Below are 17,419 nucleotides of genomic sequence, written 5' to 3'. Positions count from 1 at the left end.
GGTCGAATGTCTTGTCCTGAAATAGGTTTACACAATTTAAGTGTAAAATGAGAATAAAAACAGGAAGCCGTATTTATCGGAGTGATTCAGAGAAACTACGAATAATACAAGAAGTACTATCAGGTAAACTAAGTAAGGAAGCAGCTCAGCGCAAGTATGGAATTAGAGGTCATAGCGCCATCACCAACTGGATGCGTAGTTTTGGGATGAAGGAGCCATTAAAAGCCCGTGTCTATATGTCCAAACCAAATAAGAAACAGGAGCATCCTGAAGATTTATCTGCAAGAATTAAGGAACTAGAAGAAGCGCTGAAGTTAGCTGAGCTAAAGTCAGAAGCTTATTCAAAGATGATTGACATAGCCGAGGAGAAGTTTTCATTGAAGATCAGAAAAAAGTTGTCCACCAAACAGTCAAAATCATGAAACAAGTCTATCCATCAGTGGGGCTGGATTGTATTTGTGGACTGTTTGGTATGAGTAGGCAATCCTACTATCAATACCAGGCAAGAAGCAGATCATTGGAATCCACTCACCAGCAGATACTTCAGTTAGTTTTAGAGCAACGGGCATTACACCCACATTTGGGAGGTAGGAAGCTCTTTCATATGCTCCAGTCGGATTTTGATCGATTAGGTATCCGCATAGGCAGAGATGCTTTTTTTGATCTACTTTCCAGCCATCACTTGCTGATTAAGCGAAAAAAACGTCGAGTATCGACGACCAACTCCAGGCACTGGTTTAGGAAGTATCCTAACTTGATTAAAGGACTGGATATTCAAAGCGTTAATCAGGTATGGGTCAGTGATATTACCTATTGGAAGTGGAGAGATCGCTTCCATTACATCTGCCTCATCACCGATGCTTACAGTCGAAAAATAGTAGGTTATGAGTTATCTGATAATCTGGAAGCCATCAATAACCAGCGAGCATTACACATGGCAATCGAAAGCCAACCTGAACCTTTAAGAGGCTTAATCCACCATTCAGATCGAGGAATCCAGTACTGCAGTCAAGAATATGTGGACATGTTATCCGCTAGAGGTATACTTATCAGCATGACTGAAAATGGAGATCCATTAGAAAATGCCATTGCTGAACGAATCAATGGAATACTCAAAGAAGAATATCTTAACCATTATGAAGTGGAAAACATGGCTCAAGCCAGAGAACTTTTAAGCTGTGTAGTGAACCGCTACAATCAAGGAAGACCTCATCTAAGCTGTGGTATGAAGACTCCAGATCAGGTTCACTCTACAAATAGTAAGCCCAAACCTCTCTGGAAGAATTATTGGAAAAATACAACTGTCAACATAAAACAGGACTACAATCAAACTGTCAACATATGTCAGGATTAACTATGTTTAACTGTAAACTTATTTTAGGACGATACAGAATGTCCCCTTGAGGGGACTATAGGGGTGTTTAATAAAAAATTTAAAATGAATCAAAAAATCATCGTCGCAGGCATTGACACAGACACTGGAAAAACAGTGGCTTCAGCCATTCTGTGCCAGGCACTAAAAGCAGACTATTGGAAACCGGTACAAGCTGGTGATCTTGAAAATACCGACTCACACAAGGTGAAGCGCTGGTCACCGGAAACAATGATACATCCGGAAGCTTATCGACTTTCAGAACCCATGTCGCCACATGCGGCAGCTACTATTGACAACATCTCAATTGAAGAATCCAAACTTCAAATCCCAACAACTGACAATAGCCTTATCATTGAACTAGCTGGTGGGCTCATGGTACCAATGAGAGAAGACTATCTCAACATCGATTGGGTGGCCAGCACCGGACTGCCGGTTGTATTGGTATCCAATTATTACCTGGGAAGTATCAATCACACACTGCTTTCACTTTATGCCTTGAAAAGCAGAAATATTCCTTTAATGGGCATCATTTTCAATGGTGATAAGAATCCCTCTACTTTTGACGTGATCATGAAACGATCCAATGCAAAATGTCTTGCGGAGATTGAGAAAGAAGAAGAAATCAGTGAAGATGTAGTAAATAAGTATGCAAAACAGCTAACCCTTCATTAAATTACACGTGTAATTATTCAAAAGACACGTATAATATGGATGCCAAGTCCAAAAAAACAAAGCTTACACTAACTATCCGCAAGGATTTAATAGAAAAAGCCAAGAGTAGCGCAAAAGCAAAAGGCATATCCGTCTCTAAACTTTTTGAGGAGGCATTTGAGAAAGAAGATCCTGAAAATTTAAAAGAACAAAAAGCAGCTAGTCGCTTGCTTGAACATCTGGAAAAATCTAAGCCTGTAGAGACGCTTCCGGAAAGTGACAAAGAATTGTGGCACAAGCATTTAGATGAGAAATATGGATAATATTTTTCTCGACACAGATGTTTGTTTGGATATTCTGACACGCAGAAAACCTCATTATCAACAATCAATTGAATTGTTAAGGCTTAGAGAATCCACACAGAAAGTTAGACTATGTATTTCGGAGAGCTGCATACCCAACTTAATTTATTTTACCACTTATAAATACAAAGTTGAGGACTCTAACATAAGGCTTTTAGATTGGATTGAAACTTGTAATTTGTTTTCGATAGAAGCAAAACAATCTATAATAGAAGCGCTGAATTCAGATTTTAGTGATAAGGAAGATGCAATTCAATATCATACAGCGATTAAGGGTAAAGCAGATTATTTCATTACCCGAAACAAAAAGGATTACGATCCCTATGTCTCCGCCATACCTGTATACACTCCTTCTGAATTTTTAGAGCTTTATGCTAAATGATCAATAAAGAAGACCTTTCCTTTGACCAAAACCGTATTTGGCACCCTTACACCTCTCTCTCCAATCCACTGCCGACCTACCCTGTAGCGTCTGCTGATGGAGTAAGGTTAAAGCTTGCCGATGGAAAAGAACTCATCGATGGCATGAGTAGCTGGTGGACAACTATCCATGGCTATAATGTCCCCGAACTGAATCAAGCTGCAAAAGACCAACTGAAAAAAATGGCCCATGTGATGTTTGGTGGTATCACACACGAGCCGGCCATAAAACTTTGCCAAAAACTGGTTAAGATCACCCCTGAAGGACTGGAGAAAGTCTTCCTGGCAGATTCAGGTTCTGTTTCCGTAGAGGTAGCTATGAAAATGGCCATTCAGTATCAGCATGCAAAAGGTCAGTCACAGAAAAGTAAATTTATGACCATCAGGAATGGTTACCATGGAGACACCACAGGTGCCATGTCTGTGTGCGATCCGGAAGGAGGCATGCATCATTTGTTTGCTGAATTTTTACCCAAGCACTTCTTCGTTGACCAACCACAAAAAAGGTTTGAGGAGTCGTATGAAAATGAAGAGTTGGCTCAGCTTGAGCAGTTTTTCAGGCTCAACTCTGATAAGTGTGCCGCATTCATTTTGGAACCAGTCGTGCAGGGGGCCGGAGGCATGTGGTTTTATTCACCCGACTATTTGAAAAAAATCAGACAACTCTGTGATGCGCACGATATACTCCTAATTGCTGATGAAATTGCCACCGGATTTGGACGAACAGGAAAACTATTTGCCTGTGAACATGCCGAAGTAACTCCTGATATCATGTGTGTAGGCAAAGCATTAACCGGTGGATACATGACCCTAGCTGCGACGCTAACCACCCAGCATGTAGCAGAAACCGTGTGCAATGGAGAAGCCGGGGTTTTCATGCATGGACCTACCTTTATGGGTAACCCACTTGCATGTGCAATAGCGAATAAAAGCCTGGAGCTACTTTTTACATCGAATTGGCAAGACAAAGTTTCTGCCATAGAAAAACAGCTTAAGCAAGAATTGATTCCTCTCGCCAATTCACTTTCTGTAAAAGATGTCCGAGTACTTGGAGCTATAGGTGTAGTGGAAATGAAGGGTACAGTGGATGTTCCAAAAGCACAGAAATTCTTCGTAGAAAAAGGTGTTTGGATTCGACCGTTTCGAAATTTGATCTATATAATGCCTCCTTACATAATTGAAAAGGGGGATCTTCATCGAATTACTACCGCAATCACTAATTACATCGTTTAGATTTTCGACCCACTTTGATCGCATTTATTAAATTTAAATTTTTGATTTAATCGAAGATCACCGCCAGGATTTTTCATCAACCTAACCTAAGCATTACCATGGAAGTAAGAGGATCTGTAATCAGCAATATCAAAGCCTACGTAGAAAACAAGCACCCTGAAAAATTTGAAGAATGGCACAGTTCATTGTCAGCAAAATCCCAGGAACTGATGGAGCGTCCAGGTACTTCTAAGTGGTACCCCATCAACGAAGGCATCCTTGAGCCAACGGAAAAAATGTGTGAGCTTTTTTACCTCAATGCTAAAGAGGGAGCATGGAAATCTGGTCGGTTCAGTGCGGAAGAAGCACTCACAGGAATTTACAAAGTCTTTGTTGTGGTTAGCACACCCTTGTTTTTGATCAAACGAGCATCCCGTATTATGGGCACATTTTACAGGCCCACAGAAGTACATGTGGTAGACAATGATGACAAATCGATGGTGGTCCATTTTACTAAGTTGCCTACTCAGAGCCGATACCTGGAATACCGGATAGCCGGATGGATGGAAAAAGCGTTGGAGATTTGTGGATGCAAAGAACTCTCCGTGAAAATCCCGAAATCCATTGCTAACGGAGATGATGTTTTTGAAGTGGATATATCTTGGAAGTAAATAAGAAAATATTCTTTTTTTCTAGAAAAATGAGTTAAAAAAATGCTTCCTTATTTCAAACAAGACATTTGATTGATGGTTTACATCACGGCGTTAAGAAAAATTGTTTCTAAATTTAGTCGTAGTGTCGTGTAGACTCAGTATATCACTTCTCTTACTTTCAATGGTTCATTTTCTTAATGCTCAGGAATATGGAAGTGCCTTTGATGAAAAAATCGTAGATGCTATTCTTTTTGAAGATCCTGAGAAAGTTGGCCTTCCTGAAAATAAAATTCAGCGAAATCTGCTTTTATCAATCACATTCAGAAATTCATCTCCTGAAGAATCTGCCGAAAAGCTAATTGCTGCGAAAGAAGCAATTTTAGTTGGTAAACGAATCAGCTATTACCCTGTACTTGATCTGGTAGAAGGCTATTTCTACATGTTTGAGGATGTCACCAAAGCTGAAGGTCTATTCCTAAAGGCCGTTGAGGGATTTGAAAAGCAGGGAAATCAATCAATGAGCCTTTTGACTCAATATTTATTGGTCAGAGTAATAGCAGTCTCCGATCAATGGTTTGCTGCCCTCGAAGCATATGAGAAGCATCAGAAATCCGGTGAAAATGCGCTTATAAAAAATGCGCTATTAAGTAAAAAAATCGATCTCCTTGGTAAAAACCTCAATGGCAGCATTCTTACTGCTGTATCCAACCTGGATTCTGCTTTTATACCAAAGGCAAAGACCTTTTTAAATGAATTGATCGATGAGTCAGAGAGTATTAACGCTGATGGTGTGATGTATAATGCCATTGGAAATCTTGCCTACATCTATTTTCTAAAAAAAGATTTTAAGAAAATGATTCCGCTTGCTCTTCAGGATCTGAAATTTTCCAAGGAAAATGGAAGAATTGAAAGTGCATGTGGATTACATATCACTTTAAGTTCTGCCTACTCAGAAATAGGAGATTTCGAAAACGCCAGGTATCACTTTCGAGAGGCCGAGCAGTTAATACATCGGGTAGATGGACTTTTCACGATTCGGGAGTTTATTAAGAACGCTAAGAAATTTTATGACCCAAAAGACTCAGATAAACTATTTGAGTTACTCGGTTTTGTTCAAAATGTTTTAATAACGAGATCTAACTCTTCTCCGACTGTCAATTATGAATACCTGAAGGCAGAAAATAAACTTCTGGAAGCAGAAAATCAGATCAAGTTCCTAATGGAAAAAAACAAGCTTACCTCACGGAATAACTTGCTCCTGGGACTTCTTCTAATTGCCGTTTTGTTAATCCTATTTTTCTTTTATCGACTCTTACGCAACCAAAGAAAATTCAGAAGAAAACTTGAAATCATCAACCGTAATTTGGAAAATGAAGTCAAAAACAGAACAAAAAAAGTATATGAGCAGAATAAGAAAATTCAACAATTCTCTTACCGAAACTCGCATATGACCCGAGCTCCTGTCGCACGTCTAATAGGGCTAGCAGATTTGTTGTCAGACGATCCTGAATCGAACAAGGAATTACTGAAAGAGATAAAAGCATCCACTATTGAAGTGGATAAGATTATACGTGAAATCAATGAAATGTTATCGGATGATCCTCCGAATACCATGAAGTAATACCTCAACCTCCTCCTCAGTATTCAATGGTCCCACACTAAACCGTAACGTCCCCATCTCACTTGTGCCCAATGCCTCATGTGCAAGGGGTGCACACTGAAAGCCCAAACTTCCGGTGATATTAGATTTCTTCAATTTTTCTTTGACTTGCTGAAGCGGAATATCGTGACTTTGAATAGATACAGCTCCGGTGTATCTTCCGTGCATCTTACTCCCTACTATTTCGATTCCATCCATTTCTTTCATCCCACCCCTCATCATTTCTGTCAGTCTTGCCCGATGGGCTTCTAATTTATCCCAGCCACTTTGTTCCAGCCACTTAATTCCGGCGGTTAATCCGGCAATGTTCATCATTGGGGCTGAACCTGTATCGCAGTAGGTCGGAAAAATCGATGGTTTCTCCCCAGGAATGATCTCACAAGTCGCACTCGGACAATCCATGGATATTCGATTGGAAATATACAATCCACCAATCCCCTGTGGACCCATTGGTCCTTTATGTCCGGCAAAAACAAAAATGTCTGGATCTAATTCAGAAATATTAATGGGGATAACCCCGGCCGTTTGCGCACCATCCAGCAAGCACACCGAACCATATTTCTTAGATAGCTTAGTGATCTCCTCGAACGGAAGAATCTCTCCTGTAACATTGCTCGCCATGGAAACAGCAACCATTCGAGCTCCTTTTTTCAGTTCATCTTCGAAAACATTCAGATCAAACGGGCCGTCGTTTGTGCGTGGAATGATAACACCTTCCACTCCTCGTTCCTTTTGCAATTTGTAATACCACCTCGAAAGCGCATGATGCTCCATATTGCTTATAATCAGTCGATCCCACTGCTCCCAGGGAAAATCACTAAATGCTGTAGCCAACGCCTGTGTACAACTTTGAGTAAATAGAAAACGATCCGGATTAGAGATGCCAAAAAAGGAGGCGATCGTTTGAATTCCGTTCTCAAACACATCCATCCACTGACCTGGCGACAGCTTATTAAATCGATCAATAGCTTCGTTTACTGATGCTGGCTTAGGCCAGGTTGTTCCGGCTTGATTAAGGTAGATCATGAAGCTAAACTATTAATCGGATTACTGAATCAGTAGACAAACCAAATGAATTTGGTTTGGTATTTGCTTTTTAGTTAACTACCAACTTACAATACTTTGATTAAATCAATTCTTAAACAGCTTGTGCAACTACTCCTTTTAGCTATTATTTCCTATGCTGGAAGTTTTATAGTTGTTGAAGAATACTCCGAAAAAACTGAAAAGACCGAAAGATCAGAAGAGGCACTTCATTATCATTTCCACTCCAAAAGATTTGGCCGAGTTGTTAAACAAAACACTAAAAAGCTGACATATCAGGAATTAACAGCTACTGAACATTTTTATACTTATTCCACCAAAGATGGTCAGCACACTTTCAACATTGACCATATGTATTTTACCAGTCACTTAAAACAGAGATTTAGATTCAATACTAGCCAACCACAGCTATCACACATTAGTCTTAACATCTAAATAAAATCAAATGAAAACGTTAAAATATATATTAGTAAGTACATCAATCGTACTTATAATGAGTGCCTGTGCCGTTGTAAGGCAAGGCGAGGTAGGAGTAAAAAGAAAAATGGGTAAGCTTAGCTCAAAAACTATTGAGTCAGGTTCACAAGTATATAACCCATTTACTTCTGTCATTATTAAGCTCCCAATACGAACAGTTAATGTGGAGATTCTTAGCAATCTTCCTTCAAAAGAAGGACTCAACGTCCAGTCGATTATTTCAATTTTGTACCATATAAGAAAAGAAGAAGCATCGAACATTATTGAAAATATTGGTACCAACTATGAAGAAGTGGTAATTAAAAGTGTTTTCAGATCTGCATCAGCTGATGTGTGTTCACGCTTTTTTGCCAAGGATATGCATACTGTAAAGCGTGCTGAGATTGAGGAAGAAATCAAAACCAGAATGCAGGAATTATTATCCAATCGAGGTTTTGAAATTGAAGCGGTTTTATTAAAAACTATTCAGCTTCCTCCAGGCCTGTATATGGCTGTGGAAGATAAGCTGGAAGCAGAACAAGAAGCTCAGCGTATGGAGTTTGTACTTCAGAGAGAACGATTAGAGGCACAAAGAAGAAAAGTTGAAGCAGAAGGTATTCGTGATGCTCAAAAAATACTCCAAGAAGGAATCAGCCCTCAGATTATTCAGTGGCAAAGCATTGAGGCATTTAAAGAATTGGCAAACGCTCCAGGGTCTCGTGTTATTATTACTGATGGAAAAGCTCCATTCTTAATTCAGCCGGATAGTGGCCAATAACTAATTCAAAAGCCAGGCTAGTCCTGGCTTTATCTTTCTTGTTTATTAATTATTTCCTTAGTCAGGAAAGCATGCGCATTTCCCTTCACATCAAAAAACCATTGTAACCCTTCCCTTGTAAAGACTAGGGTATCAGATTCTATTTTGTCAAATGATATTTCCAAATCCACCTTTCGACCAAGGTTCGATTTATTTAATGCTTTGATGATTTTAGCATCCAATGAGTCCAGTGTTTTGGATAATGAGATTTTCGAATTTGATTTTAAGAATTCTGTTAGCTTGTCACTAGCTATCCATTCAGCCAAATAAACCAGGCTGCTTTCACTTTGAATATTGTATTCAATGCTATCAATGATCAGGTTCTTTTCTGCATCTAAAAACGGATATGCATAGGCATCAATGGTAGCAGACACGTCACCAACAACATCAAACGTCAAATGCAGCTTGCCTTCCTTGGTGTTGGTGCTAAAATTGGTGAGAAGTATAGAGGCTCCTTCATAGCTAAAGGTCGTACTGTCCAGGCGATCTTTTATAACCTCCTCCATTTTCTCATAAGGAATGTAAACATCCACCGAAATATTCAAGGCATTGTCTTCTTCCGTTTCCACAAATGCATTTACAGGCATTGGCCTTTCCTCATATTCAAGGCCCTCTAAAGGAGTAATAAATATTTCCGACTTGGTGTGGATAATGACCCGAAGTGTATCAACCACATCTTTTGAGAAGTGTGCCGAAAAGAAACTGGGATTGCTGGTTAGCCAAATATCAATTGGTTTCTTTCCAATTCGATGAGCACTGCTAATAATGGTCCAGATTTTTTCTACCTGCTCTTTCAATGGAACTAACCCCTGCAATGCATGACAAATTTTCGTTTCAATATCATCAGATTTCTCGAGCAGCTTCTTGTCAATCTTGTTTTGTAAGTTGACTTTAATGCCAAACACTTCTAACACCGGAGGCTCTATCCAGTGGATTTTTTGAATGGTGCATTTGGTGCCAAGATTCCAATCTTCCTCAATGAACAATTGCGTATTCATATCCACTCTTACCTCAAAATCGATGGATTGATGGGTCTTGATACCAATCAACCTCTTTTCGATTGCTGCAGTTACCTTCATCGGAATCGAAGCGTCCAGGTTATTCCCATAGGAAGCCAACAGCATCTGACCAATTGGTTCAATCTTTATTTTAATGAATTCATCTTCCTTTTTTAGCTGTAAGGTATCATCCACTAAAACCTCAGGAAGCACTTCATTGAAGAGTTTTGAAAGCTCTGATAATGGAAAATCAAGCGGAAAGGTCAACTCTGAAGTTTTGATCCGATTAATCTTTTGAACTTCAGTATCTACGACTACTTCTGCAGATTGCTCAGTACGCTTTTTTTGGCACGACCAAAGAACAAAAAGACATAATACAAACAACCAGTTTTTCATCTCCATTTGATCTAAGTTCTAAATTACTTGAAATTTAGCCCAATGAATAGAAGCGAATTCAGACCTCCTATCAAACTGTGATTGGTAACCGTTTTGGTTTTGATTATCTTGAGATTACACTAACCTATTAGAAGTCATGCAAAAAAATCTCACCTCATTCTTTTTGGGCATTGTCATTTCATTTTCAATGCTGGCACAAGGTACTCAGCTACTTCGCCAACCCACCGTATCTTCCACTGATATCGTGTTCGTATATGCCAACGACCTTTGGAAAGTGAGCAGAGATGGAGGGGATGCCATTCGAATGACTACCAACGAAGGGTACGAATCCATGCCCCATTTTTCACCTGATGAAAAATGGATCGCTTTTTCTGCAGAATATGATGGAAATACCGATGCGTATGTGATCCCTGCAGATGGAGGGTCACCAAAAAGGCTAAGCTACCACCCAAGTGCAGATATTGTACAAGGGTGGACACCAGACGGGAAAGTCATTTTCAGATCCACCAGAGAGGCCTATCCTACCCGATTAAACCGATGGTATATGGTAGGCATGGATGGCGGCTTACCGGAGCAGTTTGAAATCCCGAGAATAGCTAGTGGTGAGCTTTCTCCAGATGGAGCATATGTGGCTTACGAACCCATTACTTACTGGGATCCGGAATGGAGAAATTATCGAGGAGGTCAGGCGCAACCTATCTGGATCGTAAACATGGAAACAAAAGATCTCATCCGAACGCCAAGAACCGATGGTGAGCGACATCTTAATCCTGTTTGGTTTGATGGAAAGGTGTTTTATCTATCAGAAAGGGATTTTTTAAGCAATATCTGGTCATTTGATCCACAGACGAAAGAGGAAAAGCAAATCACTTTTCACAAGAAATTCGATATTAAGTCACTGGATGCTACTGAAGATGCCATTGTATATGAGATGGGTGGATACCTTCACTTACTCAATCCAAACTCCGGTATTTCTGAGCAGTTAGTTATTAATGTTTCCGGTGACATGAATTTTGCTCGTCCGAGATGGGATGAAGTTAACGGACGAAATCTTAGCAACCCCAATGTATCTCCGAATGGCAAACGAGCCATTTTTGAATATCGAGGAGAAATATTCACTTTTCCAAAGGAAAAAGGAAGCTGGCGAAACATCACCAACACACCGGGAGTGGCTGATCGCTCTCCGATCTGGTCACCAAAAGGAGATCAGGTAGCCTGGTTCTCCGATGCAAGTGGCGAGTATCAATTGATGGTGGCTAACCAATTTGGTGATAACCCAAAGGTATTTCCACTTAAAAACCCTACGTTTTATTTCGAACCGGACTGGTCTCCGGATGGAAAACACATCGCCTACACGGATACCGATTATAACATCTGGTCCATCGAACTCTCATCGGGAAAAGTAACCAAAATTGATACTGACCGCTATGCACATCCTAATCGTGCCATGAATCCCGTATGGTCTCCGGATAGTAAATGGATCACGTATGCAAAGCAGCTAGACAGCCACTTCAAGGCAGTTTTTGTTCACAATGTAGCAACAGGTGAAAAAATTCAATTGACGGACGGTATGGCTGATGCCATTACACCGGTTTGGGATCAGAATGGAAAGTATCTCTACTTCCTTGCGAGTACCAATTATGGTCTGAACTCCGGATGGTTGGATATGAGCTCCTATGACCCACAGGTTACCAGAAGCCTGTATTGCCTGATTCTTTCGGAAGACACACCATCTCCAACGATGGCTAAAAGCGATGAAGAAGAGTCGAAGGAAGACGATGAAAAAGAGGACGATGATGATACTTCCGAAGATGTAGTCATCACCAGAAATGGAATAGCCGACCGGATCATTGCACTTGATATGCCTAACCGCAATTACGTAGGACTGACGGCAAGTAAAGAAAATGCGGTATTGGTAGCAGAGGCTATTCCTAATGAAAGTGGCGTGAAAGTCCATCAGTTTGATATGGAAAAAATGGAAGCTTCTGAATTTGCTTCCGGAATCAATGAGGTCGTAAGCTCTTCAAATGGTGAGTATGTTCTCCACCGAAGCGGCAGTAGCTGGTCGATCTCCAGCACGAAGGGAACCGCTTCAGGGGATGACAAAATCAGCACCAGTGCACAAATTAAAATTGATCCACAAGCAGAGTATAAGCAGATCTTCCGTGAGGGATGGCGATACATGCGCGACTTCCTGTATGTGGATAATGTACATGGAGCACCCTGGGATCAGGTGTATGATTGGTATGCCCCCTGGGTTAAAGATGTTCGTCACCGCACCGACCTGAATTACATGGTTGATATCTTAAGTGGTGAAGTAGCGGTTGGCCACAGCTACGTTTCAGGAGGAGACCTGCCAGACATTGATCGTGTACCAGTGGGCTTGTTAGGATGTGATTTCCTTCTGGAAAATGGGTATTACCGAATCAGTAAAATCTATGATGGTGAAAACTGGAACCCCGGAATCAATGGCCCCCTCAGCACTCCGGGATTAGGCGTGAATGAAGGCGATTACATTACTGCCATCAATGGTCAGGCACTCACTGCATCTGACAATATTTATCAACTACTGGAACAAACAGCCGGAAGAGTTACCCGCTTGACGGTGAATACTCAGCCCGCTTCAGGAGGAAAGGATGTCTTTGTGGAACCGATTCGAAGTGAGTATCAGCTACGAACTGCAGACTGGATTGAAAGTAATCGAAAGAAAGTTTCTGAGATGTCCAATGGCAAACTGGCCTATGTGTACATTCCAAATACCGGAGGTGGTGGCTTCACCAATTTCAATCGATACTATTTTGCACAGCAGGATAAGAAAGGCGTCATCCTGGATGAACGTAACAATGGCGGTGGCTCTGCAGCAGACTACATGATTGATGTGATGGCCAGAGAGCTTTTCGGATACTTTAATAGTAAGACCAATGATAACCGTCCCTGGACAACTCCTATGGCTGGTATTTGGGGGCCAAAAGTGATGATCATCAATGAGCGGGCCGGTTCCGGTGGGGACTTGCTCCCATACATGTTCAGAGAAAAAAATCTAGGTCCGCTGGTGGGTACATTGACCTGGGGTGGTTTGGTCGGAACCTGGGATACTCCTCGTTTCATTGACGGGGGTCGTATGGTAGCACCACGCGGGGGCTTCTATGATGCAGAAGGCAACTGGGCCGTAGAAGGTGAGGGTGTCGCTCCGGATATTGAGGTCATTCAAACCCCGAAGGAGGTGATGGCCGGAAAAGACCCACAGCTTGAACGTGCTATTCAGGAAGCAATGAAATTATTAGAAACACAAGAGTTTCAGATGAAACCTGAACCGCCAGCTCCTGTCAGATGGAAGCGCCCGGAAGGATGGGATAAAAATTAATTCAAAAAGCTCCGCAAGGAGCTTTTATTTTTGGTCTACTGTTTACGATATTAAGAAAAATTTATCGCCTATGCCTAAACTGAAATTGGTTTCAATCACCTGCATGCAAACCGATGAAACCGACAAAGACGAAATCTACCTCAAGGTTAACGACAAAAAGATTTGGCCTGTTAAATCAAAGTTTTATCCGATTGATACAGATGAAGTAGCAGACATCAATTTGGGCTTCAATGTCACTCCCGGTAAGGTTACCATTGACCTATGGGAGTTTGATTTTCTGGACAGTAATGAACTATTGGGTTCATTTATTTTTAAAATAGATCAACCCGGGAGCTATTCAGAAATGATGAGTAACCTGAAAGGGGATGCTTCCTATATTCTGAATTACGAAGTGGCATAAGTCCAAAATAGAAAAAGCCCTTCGAAAATGAAGGGCTTTCAAAAATAGTCTTCAGTCTATTACAGCTTCAATGATGGAGGCAGAATCACTTTGTCTATTACGTGTACTACTCCGTTAGATGCTTTGATGTCAGCTGCTGCTACATTAGCATCGTTGATTTTTGCACCGTTTTTTAGGCTTACCGTAATTTTATCTCCTTGCACTGTTCCGGCTTTCATGCCTTCTTTAAGGTCCGTAGACATTACTTTGGCAGCCACCACATGATAGGTTAATACAGCTGTTAGCTTGTCTTTGTTCTCCGGCTTCAATAAAGACTCCAATACGCCATCAGGTAAATTATTGAACGCTTCATTTGTAGGTGCGAATACTGTAAATGGGCCTTCTCCACTCAATGTCTCAACTAATCCTGCTGCCTTAACTGCAGTTACCAATGTAGATAATGACTCAGTTCCTACAGCCAGCTCCACTATGTTTTTGTCCTGCGCTTGTGTGCTGAAAATTACTGCTGTAAATAATGCAGCACTTGCGACTAATGATTTTAAGTTTTTCATAATTCTTCGTTTAATTTGGGAGTGGAAGCTGATTCATGATGCTTTTGTTTGCATCATTAACAGAAACTTAACATTGCGACTTGCTCGTCAATTTTTAAGACCGCCTGTGCTATTTTATTGAACAATAGCAGTGTTTTTCAACTGTAAACTACCTGAGTAAATAGTGATAATTTTCCGGACCTTCGAGGGAATACTTTTCAGTATTCCAGAAATCTGTCTGGTCAAAATAAGTGTGTGCTGCGCCTTTATCATTTAGAACCCACTGGATTTCTACCGCTTTTTCATCAGCATAATCCATCATGCCCCTTCTTTCGTCAACCAAACCAATAAATCCACTAGCAGAAGTTTGATAAATCTTCGTCCAACCCTGGTCTGCTACCAACTCAAACCCCAAAACTTTCTCATAGAATTGCTGCATCTCAAGCAGGTCATTGTGGTAGGTCCAGGTGATGGAGCCAAAGAAATTGAGTGAATCAATCGTTGTTGAAACTCTTGTGGTACTTTCTAAATAGGCCATGAAAAGTTCATTTTCAGGATGTTGTTTAAACTGCTCAAACTCCAACAGGTATCCTCCCGGATCGATGGCTACAAACCCATCATGTGGCCCGCCTTCTCGCGGCTTGTAGGTGTATTTGATTGGGACTTCCTGGGTTTGAACATGGGCATACCACTGTGGCAGTTGGTTAGTCAACAAAGCAATAGCGGTAGATTTTGCCTGATCCGGAGTATGTTCTTCGTTAAATTCATTGAGTTGTATCAAAGCCTCAGCGCCAATTACAAATTGATTTGAGTCGGCGGGTTTCAAACCAAGTATCTCCTGATAAAAAAACTTTGCCTCGGATACATCTTCATAATAGAGGTGTGTAATCTGTTTATCTACTCCAAAGCTTTGCACCGTCCTGAAGTCCAAATTTTTCATTAACAGCTCGTTGACTCCTTGTGAGCTATATCCTAAAAGTCTGCCGAATCTTCTTGCAGCATCCTCCGGATCAATTATTCCAAGATCTGCTTTGAGTTGCTGATATTGTACAAGGTGTGGTTCTTTATAAATGACAGCAACTTCCTTCCCATCAGTTACCTCGGCGGGAAATAATGGTGTAACAGGGAATTCGGACTCTCTGTAAACTAAAACGTTCCATTTTTCAGCAATCTCTTCGAATGTGCTCCATTGTGCATTCATTTCTTCGGTTGACATAGGCTCGGATAGTGCAATGGGTTTGGCATCATTCGCTACCATTTCGCAGTAGGTATTGAAAGCAATTAGTGTTGCATTTTCTTGATTGCTGCATGAAATTGTAATGGCTGCTAAGCAAAGAATGACGAGGATATTTCGCATATCAGTAAATATAAACCACAGCATTTCCTCTAAGGAATTTATTGATCAAAAGGCATATATTTAGTAATGCTTTTCCTCCTCCGAACAATCCGACGAAAACTTATGCAGAAAAATAAAGTCACTACCTACCTCTTATACGCAGTTGGAGAAATTGTTCTCGTAGTGATTGGGATATTAATTGCTGTGACTATTAATCAGAGAGTTGCTTTTCAAAAGGAACGGCAAGAGGAAGTAGAAATTCTAAAAGAAATCCGAGCGAACCTCGATAATGACCTTTACGAAATTAATCAGGATTTGTGGGCAATAGGTATTGTTAATGAAGCATGTGATTTTGTTTCTGATCATCTAAGTACAAAAGAACATCCAACTCAGGAATTTGGAAGGGAAGTATTTAAAATGAGGATCACGGCTCATTTCAAACGCAACCTTAGTGGGTATGAATTGCTTACCTCTAGAGGCATCAAAATCATTCAGAAAGACAGTCTTCGGCGAGCCATTTCAAATCTGTTTGAGACTGAGTACGCTTACTACAACCGGTATGAACTTGAACGAATTGATTTCAAGAGCCGACATCTGGATCCATTTCTTAATAGGTACTTTCTTTACATAGAAGAGCCAGAAAATGAATTTTTGGGATACTATCATGTAACACAAGAAGATTATGATCAACTATTACAAGACGACCGCTTTTTAAAATTGGCAACTTCTGTGAAAAGAGAGAATCTCCTGGTAGAAAACAGAGCTAAGCGAGTAAAGACTAATATTATTGCATTGTCCTCCTTTTTAGACCAAGAGTTGAACAGTTTTGATTGAAACTTCATTGATCAATTCCTTAATTAGTCATCATGAAATATTACTTCAAGACTTGTATTGAAATGCCGAAGATGCAGCTTAGATTATGCTTGACAATAGTTATGGCTTTCTTTTTCGGTTGTGCTAAAAATTCTGGAAATGAATTGCAACTCCCCGATCCATTAGAAGCAGGCTGGAAAGGTGAGGCTGTTTGTGAGGTATTAGAGGAAAATGAAAAAGTAAGGGTGTTACAGTGCACCTTCCCTCCCGGGGTTGGGCACGAACGTCATTACCATCCCGAGCATTTTGGCTACACACTGGCTGGAAGCAACTTCAGAATAAAGGATACCACAGGAGTTAGGGAAGTAAATGTTCCAAGTGGATATTCATTTTATAATGAGAAAATTGAATGGCATGAAGTATTGAATATCGGTACAGATACTGCTGTATTTCTGATCATGGAGCCGAAGTAATTCCTACTTTTCTATAACCGCAACCGCATCAATTTCTATCAGCCATTCAGGGAGTGCCAATGATGTTACACCAACCAACGTACTTGCTGGAGTAATCTGATCTGTGAATACCTCTTTTCTTAGATTACGAAATGTCACTAAATCTTCCGGTTGATAATCGACGATATAAGAGTTTATTTTTATCAAGTTCTCATATCCTCCACCTTCTGATTCCAGCAAAACCAATAGCTTATCCAGCACATCACGCATTTGAGTCTCCAGATCTTCGCCTTCCCCGATTTGACCGGAGATGTGTAGTGTCTTCATGCCATTTTGTTCGATGACGATCATCTGGGCATACCCATTGGTGGGCTGTATGATTCGTTTGCTAAACGATCCTGTACTGCAACTCATGAATAGTAGGATTGAAAAAAGGCTGATTAGTCTCATACATTCAACTTATAAATCATAAGGTGGGCT

Annotated in this window: 19 protein-coding genes; 14 read left to right on the top strand and 5 right to left on the bottom strand. The window is 40.7% G+C overall.

Going from position 1 to position 17,419, the window contains the following annotated elements; all coding sequences use genetic code 11:
- The first annotated feature begins 47 nt into the window (after positions 1 to 47).
- The 8 genes from ACQK2H_RS02510 (at position 48) to ACQK2H_RS02475 (ending at position 6,294) form a co-directional block, all read left to right on the top strand.
- Positions 48 to 422, top strand: a complete 375-nt coding sequence (locus ACQK2H_RS02510; RefSeq protein ID WP_425389432.1) for a hypothetical protein — start codon at positions 48 to 50, stop codon at positions 420 to 422.
- Entirely contained in the window at positions 419 to 1,354 is a 936-nt protein-coding gene (locus ACQK2H_RS02505) for an IS3 family transposase (RefSeq protein WP_425389433.1), read from the top strand. The genes ACQK2H_RS02510 and ACQK2H_RS02505 overlap by 4 nt, the downstream gene beginning before the upstream one ends.
- An 84-nt stretch (positions 1,355 to 1,438) precedes the next feature.
- Positions 1,439 to 2,047 (top strand): dethiobiotin synthase, encoded by a 609-nt coding sequence (gene bioD, locus ACQK2H_RS02500; RefSeq protein WP_425389901.1) that lies wholly within the window; start codon positions 1,439 to 1,441, stop codon positions 2,045 to 2,047.
- A gap of 35 nt (positions 2,048 to 2,082) precedes the next feature.
- A complete protein-coding gene (locus ACQK2H_RS02495) occupies positions 2,083 to 2,349 on the top strand; it encodes a DUF6364 family protein (protein ID WP_425389900.1) in 267 nt (88 codons plus the stop codon).
- The gene (locus ACQK2H_RS02490) at positions 2,342 to 2,770 is read left to right on the top strand and encodes a PIN domain-containing protein (RefSeq protein ID WP_425389899.1); all 429 of its coding nucleotides are present in this window, start codon (positions 2,342 to 2,344) and stop codon (positions 2,768 to 2,770) included. Before ACQK2H_RS02495 ends, ACQK2H_RS02490 begins: the two co-directional genes overlap by 8 nt.
- On the top strand, positions 2,767 to 4,041 hold the full coding sequence (gene bioA, locus ACQK2H_RS02485) for an adenosylmethionine--8-amino-7-oxononanoate transaminase (RefSeq protein ID WP_425389898.1): 1,275 nt from the start codon (positions 2,767 to 2,769) through the stop codon (positions 4,039 to 4,041). Before ACQK2H_RS02490 ends, bioA begins: the two co-directional genes overlap by 4 nt.
- 98 nt (positions 4,042 to 4,139) lie before the next feature.
- Entirely contained in the window at positions 4,140 to 4,691 is a 552-nt protein-coding gene (locus ACQK2H_RS02480; RefSeq protein ID WP_425389897.1) for a hypothetical protein, read from the top strand.
- Positions 4,692 to 4,815: 124 nt separating this feature from the next.
- On the top strand, positions 4,816 to 6,294 hold the full coding sequence (locus ACQK2H_RS02475) for a hypothetical protein (RefSeq protein WP_425389896.1): 1,479 nt from the start codon (positions 4,816 to 4,818) through the stop codon (positions 6,292 to 6,294).
- Here ACQK2H_RS02475 and ACQK2H_RS02470 read toward each other — a convergent pair.
- A complete protein-coding gene (locus tag ACQK2H_RS02470) occupies positions 6,262 to 7,359 on the bottom strand; it encodes an aminotransferase class V-fold PLP-dependent enzyme (protein ID WP_425389895.1) in 1,098 nt (365 codons plus the stop codon). The two genes, ACQK2H_RS02475 and ACQK2H_RS02470, sit on opposite strands and share 33 nt — an antisense overlap.
- A gap of 96 nt (positions 7,360 to 7,455) precedes the next feature.
- On the opposite strand from ACQK2H_RS02470, the gene ACQK2H_RS02465 reads away from it, so the two are divergent.
- Together ACQK2H_RS02465 and ACQK2H_RS02460 are read left to right on the top strand one after the other, a co-directional pair.
- Entirely contained in the window at positions 7,456 to 7,812 is a 357-nt protein-coding gene (locus ACQK2H_RS02465) for a hypothetical protein (protein ID WP_425389894.1), read from the top strand.
- Between the two features lie 10 nt (positions 7,813 to 7,822).
- A complete protein-coding gene (locus ACQK2H_RS02460) occupies positions 7,823 to 8,611 on the top strand; it encodes a prohibitin family protein (protein WP_425389893.1) in 789 nt (262 codons plus the stop codon).
- A gap of 29 nt (positions 8,612 to 8,640) precedes the next feature.
- On the opposite strand, the gene ACQK2H_RS02455 is transcribed toward ACQK2H_RS02460, so the two are convergent.
- On the bottom strand, positions 8,641 to 10,044 hold the full coding sequence (locus tag ACQK2H_RS02455) for a DUF4403 family protein (protein ID WP_425389892.1): 1,404 nt from the start codon (positions 10,042 to 10,044) through the stop codon (positions 8,641 to 8,643).
- Positions 10,045 to 10,180: 136 nt separating this feature from the next.
- Here ACQK2H_RS02455 and ACQK2H_RS02450 point away from each other — a divergent pair, with 136 nt between their 5' ends.
- Positions 10,181 to 13,408 carry a S41 family peptidase gene (locus ACQK2H_RS02450; protein WP_425389891.1) on the top strand — a complete coding sequence of 1,076 codons (3,228 nt, stop codon included), beginning with the start codon at positions 10,181 to 10,183 and terminating at the stop codon, positions 13,406 to 13,408.
- Positions 13,409 to 13,478: 70 nt separating this feature from the next.
- A complete protein-coding gene (locus ACQK2H_RS02445) occupies positions 13,479 to 13,808 on the top strand; it encodes a hypothetical protein (RefSeq protein WP_425389890.1) in 330 nt (109 codons plus the stop codon).
- A gap of 59 nt (positions 13,809 to 13,867) precedes the next feature.
- Here ACQK2H_RS02445 and ACQK2H_RS02440 read toward each other — a convergent pair whose 3' ends face one another.
- Positions 13,868 to 14,359 carry a fasciclin domain-containing protein gene (locus ACQK2H_RS02440; protein WP_425389889.1) on the bottom strand — a complete coding sequence of 164 codons (492 nt, stop codon included), beginning with the start codon at positions 14,357 to 14,359 and terminating at the stop codon, positions 13,868 to 13,870.
- 148 nt (positions 14,360 to 14,507) lie between these two features.
- Positions 14,508 to 15,695, bottom strand: coding sequence for a VOC family protein (locus ACQK2H_RS02435; protein WP_425389888.1), 1,188 nt, complete (start codon positions 15,693 to 15,695; stop codon positions 14,508 to 14,510).
- A gap of 102 nt (positions 15,696 to 15,797) precedes the next feature.
- Here ACQK2H_RS02435 and ACQK2H_RS02430 point away from each other — a divergent pair, with 102 nt between their 5' ends.
- Entirely contained in the window at positions 15,798 to 16,508 is a 711-nt protein-coding gene (locus ACQK2H_RS02430) for a DUF6090 family protein (RefSeq protein ID WP_425389887.1), read from the top strand.
- Positions 16,509 to 16,540: 32 nt separating this feature from the next.
- Positions 16,541 to 16,960, top strand: coding sequence for a cupin domain-containing protein (locus ACQK2H_RS02425; protein ID WP_425389886.1), 420 nt, complete (start codon positions 16,541 to 16,543; stop codon positions 16,958 to 16,960).
- Positions 16,961 to 16,963: 3 nt separating this feature from the next.
- Here ACQK2H_RS02425 and ACQK2H_RS02420 read toward each other — a convergent pair whose 3' ends face one another.
- Positions 16,964 to 17,353 carry a RidA family protein gene (locus tag ACQK2H_RS02420; protein WP_425389885.1) on the bottom strand — a complete coding sequence of 130 codons (390 nt, stop codon included), beginning with the start codon at positions 17,351 to 17,353 and terminating at the stop codon, positions 16,964 to 16,966.
- Between the last annotated feature and the right edge of the window lie 66 nt (positions 17,354 to 17,419).

This window comes from Ekhidna sp. (genome assembly GCF_965228795.1).
GTDB lineage: Bacteria > Bacteroidota > Bacteroidia > Cytophagales > Cyclobacteriaceae > Ekhidna.
This window is presented reverse-complemented; position numbering and strand designations above follow the sequence as displayed.

Bases quoted from the DNA above. Each gene is read 5' to 3' on its own strand.
- ACQK2H_RS02510 (WP_425389432.1), top strand. From the start codon at position 48: ATGAGAATAAAAACAGGAAGCCGTATTTATCGGAGTGATTCAGAGAAA.
- ACQK2H_RS02505 (WP_425389433.1), top strand. From the start codon at position 419: ATGAAACAAGTCTATCCATCAGTGGGGCTGGATTGTATTTGTGGACTG.
- bioD (WP_425389901.1), top strand. From the start codon at position 1,439: ATGAATCAAAAAATCATCGTCGCAGGCATTGACACAGACACTGGAAAA.
- ACQK2H_RS02495 (WP_425389900.1), top strand. From the start codon at position 2,083: ATGGATGCCAAGTCCAAAAAAACAAAGCTTACACTAACTATCCGCAAG.
- ACQK2H_RS02490 (WP_425389899.1), top strand. From the start codon at position 2,342: ATGGATAATATTTTTCTCGACACAGATGTTTGTTTGGATATTCTGACA.
- bioA (WP_425389898.1), top strand. From the start codon at position 2,767: ATGATCAATAAAGAAGACCTTTCCTTTGACCAAAACCGTATTTGGCAC.
- ACQK2H_RS02480 (WP_425389897.1), top strand. From the start codon at position 4,140: ATGGAAGTAAGAGGATCTGTAATCAGCAATATCAAAGCCTACGTAGAA.
- ACQK2H_RS02470 (WP_425389895.1), bottom strand. From the start codon at position 7,359: ATGATCTACCTTAATCAAGCCGGAACAACCTGGCCTAAGCCAGCATCA.
- ACQK2H_RS02460 (WP_425389893.1), top strand. From the start codon at position 7,823: ATGAAAACGTTAAAATATATATTAGTAAGTACATCAATCGTACTTATA.
- ACQK2H_RS02455 (WP_425389892.1), bottom strand. From the start codon at position 10,044: ATGAAAAACTGGTTGTTTGTATTATGTCTTTTTGTTCTTTGGTCGTGC.
- ACQK2H_RS02450 (WP_425389891.1), top strand. From the start codon at position 10,181: ATGCAAAAAAATCTCACCTCATTCTTTTTGGGCATTGTCATTTCATTT.
- ACQK2H_RS02445 (WP_425389890.1), top strand. From the start codon at position 13,479: ATGCCTAAACTGAAATTGGTTTCAATCACCTGCATGCAAACCGATGAA.
- ACQK2H_RS02440 (WP_425389889.1), bottom strand. From the start codon at position 14,359: ATGAAAAACTTAAAATCATTAGTCGCAAGTGCTGCATTATTTACAGCA.
- ACQK2H_RS02435 (WP_425389888.1), bottom strand. From the start codon at position 15,695: ATGCGAAATATCCTCGTCATTCTTTGCTTAGCAGCCATTACAATTTCA.
- ACQK2H_RS02430 (WP_425389887.1), top strand. From the start codon at position 15,798: ATGCAGAAAAATAAAGTCACTACCTACCTCTTATACGCAGTTGGAGAA.
- ACQK2H_RS02425 (WP_425389886.1), top strand. From the start codon at position 16,541: ATGAAATATTACTTCAAGACTTGTATTGAAATGCCGAAGATGCAGCTT.
- ACQK2H_RS02420 (WP_425389885.1), bottom strand. From the start codon at position 17,353: ATGAGTTGCAGTACAGGATCGTTTAGCAAACGAATCATACAGCCCACC.